We start from the raw sequence: 16,421 nt of genomic DNA, 5'->3' as shown, positions 1-16,421 counted from the left end.
TTCCTTCAATTTACATAAACTGACAGAGAAAAGAGTCGCATCAGATACCTGATTGTTATTACATGATTAAATTCCATATTTTAAATGCCAAAAACATCCATACCTGGTTAGAGTTATTCTCCTGAAATTTAGTTAGCACAATAAGATATTCACCTCGCTTATATATCAGGCTTTAATGGTTAAAGCCCATCATACCTTATTGAAATAAAAGGCATGTTCCGGACGCGCGGTTTTGAGAAGACGAGGTCTTCTCAAGCAGAGAATGTGTAGGTTTTTTAAAACTCAGATGACATTTATGTGATGATCATAACTATGGTTTTTCCGTTGGCGACTTCACTCATACTTTTTTATGAAAAGATTAAATTTTCATTTCTTTACATTAGAATTTATGTCAAATTGCTTATTAAGAAGAGTTCTCATTAAGCCTGAATTTAAGATTATGTGGGGCTGATATTTAAAATTTAATATTGGATAAAAATTAACGCGACATCATTCCTGGTGCCTGATTATGCTATTAGCATAAAACAATACAATGTGATAGCCGGTCCTCCGCTTAGTAAAGAACGCCCCTCCAAACAGGTAATGCAATGAAAAAAAATATAATTCTTCTCTCCGGGATACTCTTTTCAGCTTTCGGTCACGCCAGTGCGCTCTATTTTTATGAGGTCGGAACTGAGGACACGGCGCTGGCTGGCGCAGGTCAGGCCGCTCGCGCTCAGGATGCCTCAACGCTGTTAACAAACCCAGCGGGAATGACCCGTTTGCCTGACCATATGATCACCGGAGGGGGGCAAGCGATGGGCGGAGATATTCCCTATACCCTGAACAATAGCGTTGACGGCAGGCAAAGTCCCGGTAACGTAATGACGCTGTTTCCCAATGCCAGTATGTTTTATACACAACGACTGAGCGATACCGTTTCAGCCGGGCTGGGACTATATGGCAACTATGGATTGGGTATCGATTTTGGTAACTGGGCCGGGGATAGGTTGATTAAGCAAAGTACCATGGTTGCGATGACGCTGAGCCCCGGGGTTGCATGGAAGCTAAGTGACAAGGTGTCGGTTGGTGCTGCTGCGGGGTTAAACTACGGGTTTCTGTCATTAAAAAGAAATGTAGACGGTCATGATGAGAAACAAAACGATCATGATTGGGCGATGAATTACCGCCTTGGCTTATTGATGGATTTAACTGACCAGACCCGGGCGGGCCTAACCTGGACCAGCAAGACTGATTATCATTTCAATATTGACGGGACAGCGCGTTTCCCAAATCTACCCAATATTGGATATGACCTACCGATCTCTGCACAAGTCCGCGCGCCACAACAGATAATGTTTAGCCTGGTTCACGACGTCAACCGACGCTGGTCAGTAATGGGCGATCTTGGCTGGCAGGACTGGAGTCAGTTTGGTAGCCCTCAGATTACAATTAATGGTCATCCTGACGAACGTGCTAATCGGCTGAAAGATACATGGCATACGGCGCTTGGCGTGCAGTATCGTCCCGATGAACAGTGGCGTATTAATGCCGGGGTCGCATTCGACAGTTCCCCCTACAAAACACAAAGTGATGTCGCACTTTCGTTACCAACCGGGGATGAATGGCGATTTGCCACCGGAGCGCAGTACCAGATTACTCCAGCCAGTAATATCGGCGTTGCCATTGAGTATTTGCATATGCAGTCATCCAGAGTTAAGTCTGATATCTATGCTGGTGAGTATAAAAAACCGTGGCTTTGGTTTGCCAGCGTTAACTACAGCTATCAGTTTTAGTATCTTTATTATTGATGCGTAATTTTATAATTTGTTAATAGTCACCATCGCAAAACATCTATCTGTCCTGCACCGTAACCGTATGCTGGTGGCCCTATATCAAATACTTGTTTAACTTTTATTATTGATTAACTTATGGATTTAATATAATTCTGTACTATCTTCATGGAAGATACAGAGAATCATATCGTTATCACAATCAAAAGAATACAGGTTGATCATGCAAATTTCACCCCCAGTACGTCCAGAGCAAAGCATACAACGTTTAATTCAAGTGCTTGAACCCATTGCAGAAAAACTTAAGGTTGTACCTCGGCGTCGTATCATGTGGAAATACAAGAATAAGCCTCAGCTCTATCTTTTCCTACAAGGAGAACTGTCCATTTTACGTTCTTCTGACGGCCTGTTGATTGTGACGGTATATGAGCCTCATTTGTTTGGTATTGCCGAGATGATCCAGCCGGTGCATGGCCATTTATTACGCGCGGAAGCTGAGTCAATCATATTACGCGTTGATGCCGATAAAGCCCGAGAGCTCTTTCACCAGCAAGGTTTGTGGGAAGATGCGGCGGCGGTGCTTTCATATCATACGGGCTATCTCTTTTATCGTGATGATTTAGTGGTACAACAGCGTACCTATTCCGTAATACGCAATCATCTTGAGGAGATGATTTTGTTACCGGAAGAGACTCGCAAACGCGTCTCTATTTTGGATTACATTCAGGATCGCACCCACTTATCGCGCAGCAGTGTTTTAAATGTTGTTTCCGCGTTAAAAAAGGGTAATTATATTGATTTCGAACGTGGGGGATACCTTACTACTATTAATAAATTACCTGAGCGATTTTAAACAAATCCAAAAATAAATTAAAAAACAATTATCACCGCAACTCAAATATCCTATTGTAGCGACACGTTATATGTATCAATCATAGCTAGATGTCCACGATAGGAAAAATATGAAAAAGACGCTTATTACACTTATTATTGCTAACGCTTTCACTGCCACAACTGCTTTTGCCGCGGCAGATGTCGGAACCTGGTATGCTGGTGGTAAATTTGGCTGGTCACACTATTTTGATTCCAGCACCACTCAACAGAGCAATGACCATGGTGAACAGTTCGGGAATGTTGGGACTGATGGAGATAATGTCGGTGGTGGTGTATTTACCGGTTATCAAATTACCCCATGGCTCGCCGTTGAAGGTGGCTATGATTATTTAGGTAATATGCAGTTCAATGGTAAAAATGGCGCATCCGGTTCGCAAATGAAAAGTCAGGGACTGCAACTGACGCTAAAAGCAAGTTATGGCCTGAATGATGCCTGGGATGTATATGGCCGGGCAGGTGCAATGGGATATCGCGCAGAGTCTGATATCAAAGGGAATAATCGTTTTGATACAGGTGTTCGCCCGGTAGTTGCGGTAGGTACGGAATATGCCTTTAATAAAAACTGGGCAGGGCGTCTTGAATATCAATGGGTTAGTAATGTCGGCAACGAAAATCAGATTGGCGCATCCAGCGATGTCAGTTCTGTAACGGCAGGTCTTTCCTATCGTTTTGGCCAGCATGAATAATCTGAGTTAATCAAATAGCCCATATAAAAAGCCTCCTCATTAATATCTGAGGAGGCTTTTTATTATTCGATAAGAGAATTAACCGACTGATTGATGCTTAACAGTCCTGTTTGATTATGCTCTTTATAATAAAAATTGTTCATCTGCTGCATTTGCTCAAGCTTTGATAATGAAGCATACACCTGGAATGCCTGGCTATGAACATCAAACATCTCATTACGCTTAACATCATGAAGATAATCACTTTTTAGTGAATTAGCGATGATTTCAATTTGCAGTTGATTTTCTTGGTATAACGATAAGGACCTCGAATTACTGTTCAACGTTGATGATGACTTATCCTGAACAACAGGAATGACCATTTTATTAATTTTAGTAACTTTTTCAGGCGGCGAAGAACTACAACCAGAAAGGGTACCAATAATGAGAAGTAGATAGAGTGCACGCATATTTATTGACCTAAGAATATGGGAGTCAGTCATTATCTTTTTAAACAACCCATTGTCTACGGATAAATTGTTTAAATAAAAATTTATAATTAAACATTATTTAACGATATTGTCTCATTAGTCTGTGTTAATCTTTCAGTATTCAATCACATCATCCTGATAAATGTAGCATCACAGATGCTTACCAATAATCAATAAAGCAGCGCTAGTCCTGCTTAAAAATTTATTATTAGCCGAGGATTTATGAAACCAAATAAACTAGTAAGTTATCTGGCTTTAGCCGGTGTCTGTTCAACATCATTAATGTCACTTCCTGCAATCGCACAGGACGGGGCAAAAGATGCTACTGTCCAAACCAAAAGCATGAATGATGCCTTATACGGCCAACTGCCATTCACTGATAAAACCGATTTCGCAAATGCACATAAGGGATTTATTGCTCCGCTTCCCACCGAGCTCATTAAAGGGAAACAGGGAAATATCATCTGGGATCCGCAGCAATATGCTTTTATAAAGGAGGGCGAAAAAGCCCCCGCTACGGTTAATCCAAGCTTGTGGCGTCAGTCGCAGTTGATCAATATTGGTGGTTTGTTCCAGGTTACCGATGGTGTATATCAAATCCGTAATCTGGATCTCTCGAATATGACCATTATGGAAGGGAAGGAGGGGATTACGGTCATTGATCCACTGGTGTCAGCGGAAACGGCAAAAGTCGGTATGGACCTATATTATAAAAATCGCGGTAAAAGACCCGTTGTTGCCGTCATTTATACGCACAGCCATGTTGACCACTACGGTGGTGTACGCGGTGTCGTTGATGAAGCTGATGTCAAATCCGGTAAAGTAAAGGTATATGCACCAGCTGGATTTATGAAGGAAGCCGTATCTGAAAATATTATGGCGGGCAACGCCATGAGTCGACGGGCCAGTTATATGTATGGCAATCTGTTGAAACCTGACGCAAAAGGTCAGGTCGGCGCGGGCCTGGGTACCACAACCTCAGCCGGTACGGTAACGCTGATCGAACCCACGAATTACATTACCCACACCGGACAGAAAGAAGTCATCGACGGGCTAACCTATGACTTCATGATGGCACCGGGTTCGGAAGCACCGTCTGAAATGCTGTGGTATGTGGAAGAGAAGGGAATGATCGAGGCCGCGGAAGATGTAACCCACACGTTGCATAACACCTATTCGCTGCGCGGCGCGAAGATCCGCGACCCGCTGGCCTGGTCAAAATATATCAATGACGTTATTGCCCGCTGGGGTGGCAAGGCGGACATTATTATTGCTCAGCATCACTGGCCAACATGGGGTAATGAAAATGTTGTGAAGTTAATGAAGAGCCAGCGCGATATGTACCGTTACATCAACGATCAGACTTTGCGTATGGCTAATCAGGGACTGACTCGTGACGAAATCGCCGCTAACTTCAAACTGCCGTCTGGCCTTGAAAAATCCTGGGCCAGCCGTGGATACTATGGTTCCGTTAGCCATGATGTAAAAGCAACTTATGTGTTTTACCTCGGTTGGTTCAACGGTAACCCGGCAACGCTGAATGAATTACCGCCCATCGATGCCGCGAAGAAATACGTTGATTATATGGGCGGTGCTGATGCCATCATGCAAAAAGCAAAAGCGGATTATGCCCAGGGGAATTACCGTTGGGTGGCGCAGGTGACTAACAATATCGTCTTTGCGGATCCGAACAATAAAGACGCCCGCAATCTTGAAGCCGATGCTCTGGAGCAGATGGGTTACCAGGCTGAGTCAGGTCCGTGGCGTAATTTTTATCTGACTGGCGCGCAAGAATTGCGTAACGGCGTGGTAAAAGGCGCAACGCCAAATACCGCCAGCCCGGATACCGTTAAAGCCATGTCGCCAGAGATGTTCTTTGATTATCTCGCGGTACACATTAACGGTGAAAAAGCGGCTAACGCACAGGCGGTGTTCAACGTCGATTTAGGCGCTGACGGCGGTAAATATAAACTTGAACTGGAAAACGGGGTTCTTAACCATAGCGCAGGTACACAGGCCAGCAATGCTGATGCCTCCATTACGCTAAACCGAACTACGCTGAACAAAATTATCCTCAAGGAAGAATCGCTGAAACAGGCGGAAGAGAAGGGTGACGTACAGATTATCGGCAATCACGCCAAGCTTGATGAGTTCCTCGGATATTTAGACAGCTTTGATTTCTGGTTTAACATCGTAACGCCTTAATTGTCGTTACGAGCATGTCAAAACCCGTCAACCCTGGCGGGTTTTTTATTGTTACTTATCAGAGCGCTGAGTTGAATCTGACTGTATAGCAGTTGCTATACTGAAGCCTTATGGTATGCTTGTAAAGCAAATGCTATACAAGAGGTTTAATGATGAAATCAGATGTTCAGCTCAACCTTAGAGCTAAAGAATCCCAACGAGCGCTTATTGATGCGGCCGCAGAGATTCTACACAAATCGCGTACAGACTTTATTCTGGAAATGGCCTGTCAGGCGGCAGAGAACGTAATTCTCGATCGCCGAGTCTTTAATTTTAATGATGAACAATACGCTGAGTTTATCGAGATGCTTGATGCTCCGGTTGCCGAAGAACCGGCCATCAGAAAGTTACTGGCAAGGAAACCACAGTGGGATTTGTAACTGCGCCTGAGCCGCTAACACATTTGCATCAATTGGCAGAATTTGTCAGCGGAGAAATTGTTCTCGATGATTGGTTAAAACAAAAAGGGCTGAAAAACCAGGCTCTCGGCGCTGCCCGGACGTTTGTTGTCTGCAAGACAAACACACGACAAGTGGCTGGTTTTTATTCACTGGCCACCGGCAGCGTCAACCATACAGAAGCAACAGGCAATCTTCGACGTAACATGCCAGATCCAATCCCCGTAATTATCCTTGCCAGATTGGCGGTAGATCTTTCTGTTCGCGGAAAAGGGTTAGGGGCCGATCTGCTTCACGATGCGGTGCTGCGGTGTTACAAAGTGGCGGATAATATTGGCGTGCGTGCCGTTATGGTGCATGCACTCACTGATGAGGCTAAACGCTTCTATATTCACCACGGTTTCAAAGCATCTCAACTGCAGGAACGAACTCTGTTCCTTCGGCTTTCATGATTGACTATTCGGCTAACCAGCGTAGGGGACCGAGTACCGTAATCCACATGAGGTTTTACTGAATACGCTCCCAAAACGTATTTAACATAATATACATTATGCGCACCAAGATGGAATGAGGAAGAATCTAAGATTTTATGGTAGTCCTTGTACTGCTCAGTAATGATGTCGAACCGTTGTTTAAAGCGCCGCGACCTAACTATTTTAGCAACACAGTCCATTTCTTACGTCATTTCATACAGATAAGTCCCCAGAATAGAAAATAAAAAAACGCCCACAGGTACGGCGGCGATAACAAGCATAATCAACACAATCATTTTGATAACACCACCCCATACAGCACTATTTCCATAAGCCAGAGAACGTCCTAACAGAATGATGACCACAACCAAAGCGAGACAAAGAGCGACTGAAAAAGGTTTTGTATGCAACGAATATAGCAATCTCAATACGGTTGTCACCGATTATGGTCAACATCGATGGCTGCAAACTGAATGCAGCAAGAAAAGTGCTGAGCAATTTTGTCCGCAAACGCGTTTTGTGGTTCTCAATGTCGATCCTGAAACGAACAGCGTCGTAGATGTGGGTAAATACATCGATCAAAACACCTGTTTTTGAAACCTGAACACCTGCACCGGCACTGACTGTTGTATTAGATTGAGGACGCTAACTTGCTCATCAAAATCGTTATCGCAATGATCGCATTTGCTGGAAATTCAGTGCTTTGCCGAATCGCACTTAAGGATATGCATGCCGATGCCATTTCTTTTAGCAGTCTCAGGTTAATCAGTGGTGCGATTGCCCTTTATTTATTCATCACGATAGCATCTGAGAGTAAAAAAATAGAGTTTAGATGGTTAAACGCCCTGCTACTTTGCATTTATGTTTTCTCATTCTCCGTTGCCTATGTTTCGCTCAATACCGGCACCGGCGCCCTGCTGCTCTTTGGTACCGTTCAGCTCGTCATGACGGTATGGGGATTAGTTCAGAAAGAAAAACTCGTAATATTAAAAATAACAGGGATTCTGGGAGCATTGGTTGGAATAGCGATATTGCTACTTCCTGGTGCTGAGCGGCCTTCCTTGTATGCCTCAGTCATGATGATTATTTCCGGTGTTGCCTGGGCGATGTACAGTATCGCAGGGAAAAAAATCACGCATGCCGTAGCCTCAACGAGTGGTAATTTCATCCTGACGGTCCCGGTTGCACTGATTATTCCCCTCATCTTTCATACCCATCTTCACATTGATATAAACGGAATAATGCTGGGAGTATTATCAGGCGCACTAACATCGGGAGGCGCTTATCTGCTTTGGTACTCGCTTCTTCCGTTGCTCAAAGCCACGACGGCCAGTACCATCCAGCTCAGCGTTCCTTGTCTCGCCACGCTTGGCGGGATCGTGTTATTGGGTGAAACGCTCACCGCCAGGATCCTTCTTGCAAGCGTTATTATTTTAGCTGGAATAGGCTTAGTTATTTTTTCTGATATGAGAAAAGGCTCAAAACAGTCTGACTAATTATCGGCAAAGACGGTACAGAACATGTTGTGCTAGCCGATGATCAGACGGTAACGCGGGATGCAGGAACTCTTCAGTTTTATTCATGCCCAGCCGTATCATCAAGCCTTCCGACGGTTTGTTTAGCACAGAAGTAAATGAAACTACCTCACTTAATGCCAATTCCCCGAAAGCAAACGTCAGGCATGCCTCGGCGGCTTCCAATGCCAGCCCCTGGTGCCAGTAGTCTTTAGCAAGACGCCAGCCTATTTCGGTACAGGGTGAAAAGTGAAATTTATCAGGTTGTGGATGTAAGCCTACACACCCCACAAACTGGTGTGTTTTCTTAAGTTCAACGGCCCAGAATCCCCAGCCGCGTACTGCAATGCCTTCCTGGAATCTTGCAGCCAGGTTGTCGCTTTCCGTTTGTTGCAGCTGTGCCGGAAAAAAACGCATTACGTCAGGATCGGCATTTAGCGCGGCAAATGGGGTTCTGTCTTTAGCTTCCCACTGGCGTAAAATCAGTCTCGATGTTTCCAGCATATTTCTGCCCTTATCGTTCATTTTCATATAATCTTCTAAAAGAAATGGCTCATCGGCAAGGATTTATACAACCCTTTCCCCCTTTTTCTCTCATACTGGAGATTCGTTCATGGCCGACTGGAACCCTTCACTTTATCTGCAATATGAAACTGAACGTTCAAGACCCGCAGCAGAATTACTCAGCAGAGTCGCGTTAGAGAGTGTCCGTTCAGTGGTCGATCTAGGTTGTGGTCCGGGAAACAGTACGGCATTACTGCACAAACGCTGGCCATCGGCTGTAATAACCGGGGTTGATACCTCACCCGCCATGCTGAATGAAGCACGTACCGTATTACCCAAATGCCACTTTATTGAAGCGGATATCAGTCAGTTCCAGGTCGAACATCCCGTGGATCTGCTTTATGCCAATGCATCGTTACAATGGATACCCGATCACTATGAATTGTTCCCAAATCTGGTGTCGCTACTGGGGCACAACGGCGTTTTGGCCGTGCAAATGCCGGATAACTGGCTGGAACCCACGCATGTTCTGATGCGCGAAGTGGCTTATGAACAGGGTTACCCCGACCGGGGCCGAGCTCCACTTCCTGGCATACATGCTTATTACGATATTTTGACCGAAACAGGTTGTGAGGTGGATATCTGGCGCACAACGTATTATCACATTATGGATTCTCATCAGGCGATTATCGATTGGGTGAGTTCTACGGGTCTGCGTCCTTGGTTGCAGGATTTGAGCGAAAGCGAGCAACGTCAGTACCTGGCGCGCTACCATGAACTTCTTCAGGAACAGTATCCACTTCAGGAAAACGGCAAAATTTTACTGGCTTTTCCGCGAATGTTTATCGTTGCCAGACGCAATAGTTAAGCATTTATCATCAGACAGATCACAGGAATGAACTATCGTCTATGCGCGCCCTCGCCTTTTTATCATAAGGATCTAGTGGCAATGCCAGCCATCTGCTAGTGTTTTGCCACGTGTTTCTGACGGGAGTTGTTATGTCTAAAGTCTACATTGGTGGCTGTCTGTGTGGTTCAATCCGCTTTGCTGCCCGCAGTCCTAATAATTCCCATACCTGCTCCTGCGATATCTGTCAGAAACATACGGGTGCTCCGACCGTCGTCTGGATTGAGTTTAATGCTGAAAATGTAGAATGGACGGGTAAAGCCGGAAAACCGACAACCTGGCGCTCATCTGAAACGACCAGTCGGGCCTTTTGCCCTCAGTGCGGAAGTTCCGTGGGCGCCATTGATGACGCCCCGGTAATTGCCCTTTTAGCCGGGGCTTTCGACGATCCTCACGATGAAGACCTGGCACCAGAGTTTCATTCTTTCTCCGACATGCAGCCGGCATGGTGGCAAAACGACCGTCGCTAAGTAAGTTGGTAATGCTTATCCGGCATGTGTTTTGCTGGCACATTTGTTTCATCATTCATTTGTAGCAAATCGATTTCGATTGCATTGCAAATTGCATCCAGCGGCAGGTCGTTATTCTCTGTGCCAAACGGATCTTCAAGCTCTTCTGCAAGCGTGTCGAGTGAAATAAAAGTATAGGAAATAAGCACTGAAATGAATGGTGTCATGTAGTGCAGATCCACCACTAAGGCGAATGGCAGCATGATACAAAACAGGTATACCGTGCGGTGAAGAATCAAAGTATAAGCAAACGGAACCGGGGTATTCGCAATCCGCTCACAACCTGCCAGCACCGCAGACATATCATTTAACCTATTGTTTAAACTATGAAATAATATGTCGGATAGTTGTCCATTACGCCTGTGCACTGCCAACCACTCCCCCATCAGCAGCAAAATGCGGTTTGCCGGAGATTGTGAGGCAAATACCGTCTGCAGATCCTTCTCGTTGAGGTACTTCGCCAACGGCTCTGCCTGCGGCTTTCGACGTAAAGTCATACGTAAACAGTGGGCAAACGCGATTTGCAAACGAACAAACTGCCCCAGTTCGGCGTCGTCCGGCAAGGTGGTTTTTACCTCACGCAGCAGCGATCGGGAAGCAATCATCAACTGCCCCCACAGGTGTCGGGCCTCAACGTAACGTGAATAACAGGCGTTATTGCGAAAGCCTAAAAAGATAGCAATCGCTACGCCGAGGATGCTGAACGGTGCCAGGGTAAATTTGATGCCCAGCATCGTATACCATGGAAGCATGATAATAACGGCGATGGAGAGCAGGAAGTTCAGCAGCAGACGTGAAAAGATTTTAGATAATACTGAGCCATGCCAGACGAATATCAGGCGTAGCCAGTGTTGTTGGGGGCGAACGATCATGGTTATCTTCGGAAAAATGTGAAATCCGTCACATTAGACGCGATAGCGATCAATGTTGCAAGTTAATCGCAACATTAACTAAACAACTTTGCCCTGCTGGAACCTTCTCCGCACCAGAGTGACAGACTGGCTGCATGTTTAAAAAAAGAGTAATAGTATGTTGTAACTAATGCTTGTTTTATAAAAAACCCGGCCTGAGCCGGGTTGAAGAATTAACACAGTGGCTTAACAGCTTCACGCATGCCTTTTGCCAGAATGGCATCCAGATCGGCAGACACCTGCTCCACCAGGCCGGAAACCTGAGTCAGATCCTGTTCCCAGTGTTCTTTTACGCCCAGTACCGATTTAACCAAATCTTCGGTGCTTATCTGGCGGTCATGATGCTGGGACCACAGCTGTTGGTAACGCGTCATCCAGTGTGCGTCATCCTGGACCGGATATGCTTCACCGTTACGCTCTCCACGGTAGAACGCAATCAATGCGGCAAGCGCAAACGTCAGACGCGCCGGCAACTTGCCGCTGGCCTGTTGCCCTGCCAGCAGCTGCGGCAATATACGGGTACGGAATTTAGTCATGCCGTTCAGGGCAATCGACAGTAGTTGATGCTTGATGTACGGATTGCAGAAACGACCGGTCACCGCGCTGGCGAAAGATGCCAGCTCATCGCGTGGTAAATCCAGTACCGGAATGATCTCTTCATAAATAGCTTTTTCAACGAAGGCGCAAATCTCTGCGTCATTCATCGCCTCACCAACCGTGTCCAGACCGGCCTGCCAGGCAACGGGAACCAGTGCAGTGTGAGCGCCGTTAAGAATCGCCACTTTCCGTTCTTTGTACGGTTTGATGTCATCAACAATCAGAACATTGAGCGGATATTTATCCAGACGCAGTTCGGCGGCTAATGATTTAGGTCCCTGAATGACAAACAGATAGAAGTGTTCTGCGGTATCGAGAAAGGCATCGTGATAGCCCAGTTCAGCTTCAAGTTGTGCCACTTCGTCACGCGGATAACCGGTAACAATGCGGTCCACCAGCGTAGAGCAAAATGCGTTGGCTTGATCCAGCCACTGAATAAATGCTTGCGGCAACGCCCACTCCTGAGCGTATCGCAGTACCAGTTCACGTAGCGCATCACCATTGTAATCAATCAGTTCGCAAGGGATGATAATCCAGCCTTTATCCGACGCCCCCTTAAAATGGCTGAAGCGTTCGAACAGCAGACGGGTCAGTTTGGCCGGATAACTCACCGCCGGTGCATCCTCAAACTTGTCGCCTGCGTGATAGCTGATGCCAGCTTCAGTGGTGTTGGAAAACACAAAACGCATGTCCGGGTTATGCGCCAGCTTCAGGAACTCATCATATTCGCTATAGACGCTGATTTCGCGGTTAACTGAACGAATTAAACGGGCATCGCTTACGGCTTCGCCCTTCTCATTCAAACCACGAATAATGGTGGTATAGAGACCATCCTGCGTACTCAGCGATGGCGGGAAGGTACTTTCGATAGGACGAACAATGACCACACCAGCGTTCAGATCGGTATGTTCGTTCAGCAGATCAACCTGCCAGTCAACAAAGGCGCGCAGGAAGTTTCCTTCACCAAACTGAATAATGCGTTCAGGATACTGAGCACCGGGGAAATCGCGACGATTTAGTGTTTGCACAATGGGTTCCCTTCTTGATTAGTCATACAACCTGATTGAATTGGTCCAATAGGTTAGCAAACTTTAATACATTGAAACCCTGTTTTGATCAATCCCCGGCAACAAATTAGAGCGTTTTATAGAAAAGTGTGGTCCCGGTCAGCGTCCCGTCAGGCATTTTTGCATAGCCGGGTACCACCCCTACTTTTTGCCATCCGCAATTGTGGTAGAACAACTCCGCGCCACTGCCAGTTGCCGTATCAAGTACCAGCAGCGTTTTACCTTGCTGGCGCGCACAATTTTCAAGTTCATTCATTAACTCGCGGGCAACCCCACCGCGCCGCGCTGAGGGGTGTACCAGCAGTTTGGCGACATCCGCACGGTGAGGCTGGTTTTCAGGTTGTTCGATAATGAGCTGAACGGTACCGACAATCACTCCCTGCGCGTTCTGCATACCCAGAACAATCCTTTCTCCACGTTCGACACTTTGCGCAACGCTCATCCAGAAAGGCCGTGATTTATCACCCGTAAAAGGCAGCATAAAGCTGACAGAAGCGCCGTTATTGACGCATGTTTCAAGGATATCGCTGAGCTCGTCGATTCTCGACAGAATCTGTGCCGCACTCAGCACAAAGCAGGTTTTGCAGGAAGCCATTTTGTTCTCCTTATATTGATGCCTTCATACTGCTTTTAACAAAAGCTCAACACAAGGAGGTATATCATAGGATTATGTTATCTAGGGTTTATTCATCTGGATCACTAGCCAGTGATAAATAACCGTGACAACGTAACGTTGCTGTTCTTCGTTTAACGCCACACCCTGAGGAATATCATGCCATTTCGCCAGACATCCCCGACAGCAGGTCGCTGTCGCATGTTGGGCGATAAACACCGGATGCCCGCGCATAGGCGTCTGTTTGCCATCATTGGCAGGACAGGCCGGAGCCAGCCGTTTGGCAATAAAATCCGCAGCATGTTGCTCGATAACCGGCGCACCTTTATCCAGACAATACTGCCTTTCTTTCTGACCAAGGCGAAACCGCGAGCGAAACGTTGATTTCGCCAGCCGGGCAAAAAGAGGATCGAGCGTATTCATCAGTAAACCGAGCGCCCCAGCTGTTGTGTTAATTGCTCCAGCACGGCGATACCCGCCAGCGAATTTCCTGCCGGATCCAGCTCCGGACTCCAGACGGCAATCGCCATCTCGTGGGGAACGATAGCCACGATACCGCCGCCAACGCCAGATTTCGCCGGTAAACCCACCCGCCAGGCAAATTCCCCTGCGTTCTGATACATGCCACTGGTCGCCATTAGCGCGTTAATCTGCCGGGCCTGCATGGGCGTAACCACGGGCTCCGCAAGATGAAAGGCATGCCCCTGATTAGCCAAGAAGACGAACGTGCGCGCCAACTCCACACAGCTCATTTTCAGCGCACAGTAGTGAAAATAATTTTGTAAAACGGTGGTCACGTCATGATGAAAATTGCCAAAGGACTTCATTAGCCAGGCAATAGCCGCGTTACGCGCAGAATGCTCGAACTCAGAACGCGCCACCGTCGCATCATAGGCAATATCCGAAACCCCACTTAACGCCCGTACCACTTCCAGCATCCGTTGACGCGGTGCGCTCAGACGCCCTTGCAGCATATCGCAAACCACCAGCGCCCCGGCGTTGATGAAGGGATTACGCGGGATCCCCTGTTCCATTTCCAGCTGTACCAGGGAGTTAAAAGGATGACCGGATGGATCTTTGCCAACCCGTTGCCAGATCTCCTCTTCCTGATAGTGGCGCATCGCCACGACCAGACTAAGCACCTTTGAAATTGACTGAATAGAGAAGCGCTCTTGCGCGTCCCCCGCCTGATAGTGCTGCCCATCGACGGTGCAAATGGCAATACCCAGTTTTGAACCGTCGACTGAGGCTAATGCAGGAATGTAATCCGCGACTTTACCCTGACCAATCAGCGGACGAACCTGCTGCACAATGGTCTCTAAAATTGAATTGTCCATGGCCCTGGCCACAACATGCTCCTTGCTCGCAGGTATGAAAGGCCTGCGAGTATAACAGAGCTGAATACGCAGCGTCAGGCCGGAAGGCGGAATCAAGACAGGTGCCCCCAATGGAGGCACCCACAACTCAGAGGCGGTTTTTCCAGACGGTCTGCACGTTACAGAACTCATGCAGGCCAAAGTGTGAAAGCTCGCGGCCAAAACCACTTTTCTTCACGCCGCCAAACGCAACGCGGGCATCGCTGGCGCTGTAGCCATTGATGAATACGCCGCCACATTCCAGGCGTGACGCCATGTCCTGCGCCAACGCTTCATCTGCGGTGAACACCGTGGCGGATAAACCGAAATCACTGTCATTCGCCAGTGCTAAAGCATGTTCCGCATTTTTGGCCACGGTTATCGCCGCAACCGGACCAAACAGCTCCTGACGAAAAGCCGTCATTTCTGGCGTTACGCCACCCAGTACCGTCACGGCATAGTAATTGCCCTGACCTGCTATTTTTTCGCCCCCAAGGAGTAATTTCGCGCCTTCGGCAAGGGAGGCCACAACCTGCTGATGCAGCTCATCACGCAGATCAAATCGCGCCATCGGACCCAGATCGTTTTCTTCATTCAGCGGGTCACCCATTTTGAGCGCGCTCGCTGCCGCCACAAAGCGTGCAGTAAATTCAGCTGCAATTCCTTCTTCGATAATGAAGCGCTTCGCTGCCGCACAAACCTGCCCGGTATTTTGATAACGGCCAGCGACCGCAGCCTTAACGGCCAGGTCAAGATCAGCATCATTAAGGACAATAAACGGATCGGAACCACCCAGTTCAAGCACACATTTTTTCAGCGCCGCCCCCGCCTGAGCGCCAATCGCCGCACCGGCACGTACGCTACCCGTCACCGTTACCGCCGCGATACGCGGGTCGTTGATCATCTGGCTAACGCCGGCGTTGTCGGCGTTCACCCAACCGTAAACCCCAGCAGGAACACCCGCATCAGCAAAAACCTGGGCGATAATCGCAGCGCAGCCGGTTACGTTCGGTGCATGCTTTAACAGATAGCCATTTCCGGCCAACAGAATTGGAATGGCGCCACGCAATACCTGCCAGAGCGGGAAATTCCACGGCATGATCGCCAGAATGGTTCCTACGGGGCGATACTCAATCACCGCCTGATTGTTCTCTACCAGCGTGGGTTCCGGATTGAGCATTGCCGGACCATGTTCAGCGTACCACTCACACAATGCCGCTGATTTGGCAACCTCGCCACGCGCCTGCTTGATGGGTTTGCCCATTTCACGGGAGATACATTGCGCCATCTCCTCCGCACGATGACGCAGAGCCTGCCCGATATCACGCAGCGTTTGTGCGCGATACTCAACGGTAGTGTGTTTCCATTCGCTGTAGCCACTCGCGGCCAGGCTCAGCGCATGTGCAATCTCTTCAGCGCTCGCCCACGGCATCGCCGTCAACCTTTCTCCGTTAGCAGGATTAACGGAAATCGCATGTGTTGCTGCTGTGATAGTCATAATTGCCTC

At 47.6% G+C, this 16,421-nt stretch carries 18 protein-coding genes; 10 read left to right on the top strand and 8 right to left on the bottom strand.

What is annotated here, in order from left to right:
• The first annotated feature begins 587 nt into the window (after nt 1-587).
• From E1B03_RS13240 to E1B03_RS13230, 3 genes are all read left to right on the top strand, one after another.
• A complete protein-coding gene (locus tag E1B03_RS13240; RefSeq protein WP_133086362.1) occupies nt 588-1,775 on the top strand; it encodes an OmpP1/FadL family transporter in 1,188 nt (395 codons plus the stop codon).
• Nucleotides 1,776-1,995: 220 nt separating this feature from the next.
• Entirely contained in the window at nt 1,996-2,625 is a 630-nt protein-coding gene (locus E1B03_RS13235) for a winged helix-turn-helix transcriptional regulator (protein ID WP_133086361.1), read from the top strand.
• A gap of 109 nt (nt 2,626-2,734) precedes the next feature.
• Entirely contained in the window at nt 2,735-3,352 is a 618-nt protein-coding gene (locus E1B03_RS13230; RefSeq protein ID WP_103770579.1) for an outer membrane beta-barrel protein, read from the top strand.
• 62 nt (nt 3,353-3,414) lie between these two features.
• Here the strand turns inward: E1B03_RS13230 and E1B03_RS13225 are convergent, their stop codons facing one another.
• Complete coding sequence (locus E1B03_RS13225) at nt 3,415-3,801, bottom strand: hypothetical protein (protein WP_103770578.1); 387 nt, start codon at nt 3,799-3,801, stop codon at nt 3,415-3,417.
• 243 nt (nt 3,802-4,044) lie between these two features.
• Between E1B03_RS13225 and E1B03_RS13220 the strand changes: the two genes are divergently transcribed.
• From E1B03_RS13220 to E1B03_RS13200, 5 genes are all read left to right on the top strand, one after another.
• A complete protein-coding gene (locus E1B03_RS13220; protein ID WP_133086360.1) occupies nt 4,045-6,027 on the top strand; it encodes an alkyl/aryl-sulfatase in 1,983 nt (660 codons plus the stop codon).
• Nucleotides 6,028-6,179: 152 nt separating this feature from the next.
• A complete protein-coding gene (locus E1B03_RS13215) occupies nt 6,180-6,446 on the top strand; it encodes a type II toxin-antitoxin system TacA family antitoxin (RefSeq protein WP_103770576.1) in 267 nt (88 codons plus the stop codon).
• A complete protein-coding gene (locus tag E1B03_RS13210; protein WP_103770575.1) occupies nt 6,434-6,916 on the top strand; it encodes a GNAT family N-acetyltransferase in 483 nt (160 codons plus the stop codon). Before E1B03_RS13215 ends, E1B03_RS13210 begins: the two co-directional genes overlap by 13 nt.
• Before the next feature lie 375 nt (nt 6,917-7,291).
• Nucleotides 7,292-7,534, top strand: a complete 243-nt coding sequence (locus E1B03_RS13205) for a hypothetical protein (RefSeq protein ID WP_246044158.1) — start codon at nt 7,292-7,294, stop codon at nt 7,532-7,534.
• A gap of 53 nt (nt 7,535-7,587) precedes the next feature.
• Nucleotides 7,588-8,433 (top strand): DMT family transporter, encoded by an 846-nt coding sequence (locus tag E1B03_RS13200; protein WP_133086359.1) that lies wholly within the window; start codon nt 7,588-7,590, stop codon nt 8,431-8,433.
• Here the strand turns inward: E1B03_RS13200 and E1B03_RS13195 are convergent, their stop codons facing one another.
• Nucleotides 8,434-8,955 (bottom strand): GNAT family N-acetyltransferase, encoded by a 522-nt coding sequence (locus tag E1B03_RS13195; RefSeq protein WP_103770278.1) that lies wholly within the window; start codon nt 8,953-8,955, stop codon nt 8,434-8,436. It lies immediately after the preceding gene.
• Between the two features lie 109 nt (nt 8,956-9,064).
• Here E1B03_RS13195 and tam point away from each other — a divergent pair, with 109 nt between their 5' ends.
• Both tam and E1B03_RS13185 read left to right on the top strand, forming a co-directional pair.
• A complete protein-coding gene (gene tam, locus E1B03_RS13190; RefSeq protein ID WP_103769945.1) occupies nt 9,065-9,823 on the top strand; it encodes a trans-aconitate 2-methyltransferase in 759 nt (252 codons plus the stop codon).
• A 131-nt stretch (nt 9,824-9,954) separates the two neighbouring features.
• Nucleotides 9,955-10,332, top strand: coding sequence for a GFA family protein (locus tag E1B03_RS13185; protein ID WP_133086358.1), 378 nt, complete (start codon nt 9,955-9,957; stop codon nt 10,330-10,332).
• Here the strand turns inward: E1B03_RS13185 and E1B03_RS13180 are convergent.
• The 6 genes from E1B03_RS13180 to sad form a co-directional block, all read right to left on the bottom strand.
• Nucleotides 10,329-11,243, bottom strand: coding sequence for a bestrophin family protein (locus E1B03_RS13180; protein WP_103769947.1), 915 nt, complete (start codon nt 11,241-11,243; stop codon nt 10,329-10,331). The two genes, E1B03_RS13185 and E1B03_RS13180, sit on opposite strands and share 4 nt — an antisense overlap.
• 212 nt (nt 11,244-11,455) lie before the next feature.
• On the bottom strand, nt 11,456-12,907 hold the full coding sequence (locus tag E1B03_RS13175) for a tagaturonate reductase (RefSeq protein ID WP_103769948.1): 1,452 nt from the start codon (nt 12,905-12,907) through the stop codon (nt 11,456-11,458).
• A gap of 106 nt (nt 12,908-13,013) precedes the next feature.
• Complete coding sequence (locus tag E1B03_RS13170; RefSeq protein WP_133086357.1) at nt 13,014-13,541, bottom strand: GNAT family N-acetyltransferase; 528 nt, start codon at nt 13,539-13,541, stop codon at nt 13,014-13,016.
• A gap of 81 nt (nt 13,542-13,622) precedes the next feature.
• Complete coding sequence (locus E1B03_RS13165; protein ID WP_103769950.1) at nt 13,623-13,982, bottom strand: DUF4186 domain-containing protein; 360 nt, start codon at nt 13,980-13,982, stop codon at nt 13,623-13,625.
• Nucleotides 13,982-14,908 (bottom strand): glutaminase B, encoded by a 927-nt coding sequence (gene glsB, locus E1B03_RS13160; protein WP_003032436.1) that lies wholly within the window; start codon nt 14,906-14,908, stop codon nt 13,982-13,984. Before glsB ends, E1B03_RS13165 begins: the two co-directional genes overlap by 1 nt.
• A gap of 115 nt (nt 14,909-15,023) precedes the next feature.
• Nucleotides 15,024-16,412 carry a succinate-semialdehyde dehydrogenase gene (gene sad, locus E1B03_RS13155; protein WP_133086356.1) on the bottom strand — a complete coding sequence of 463 codons (1,389 nt, stop codon included), beginning with the start codon at nt 16,410-16,412 and terminating at the stop codon, nt 15,024-15,026.
• Between the last annotated feature and the right edge of the window lie 9 nt (nt 16,413-16,421).

The organism is Citrobacter arsenatis (assembly GCF_004353845.1).
Lineage (GTDB): Bacteria > Pseudomonadota > Gammaproteobacteria > Enterobacterales > Enterobacteriaceae > Citrobacter > Citrobacter arsenatis.
The sequence above is the reverse complement of the archived record's forward strand: the minus strand, read 5'-3'. Positions and strand labels throughout refer to the sequence as shown.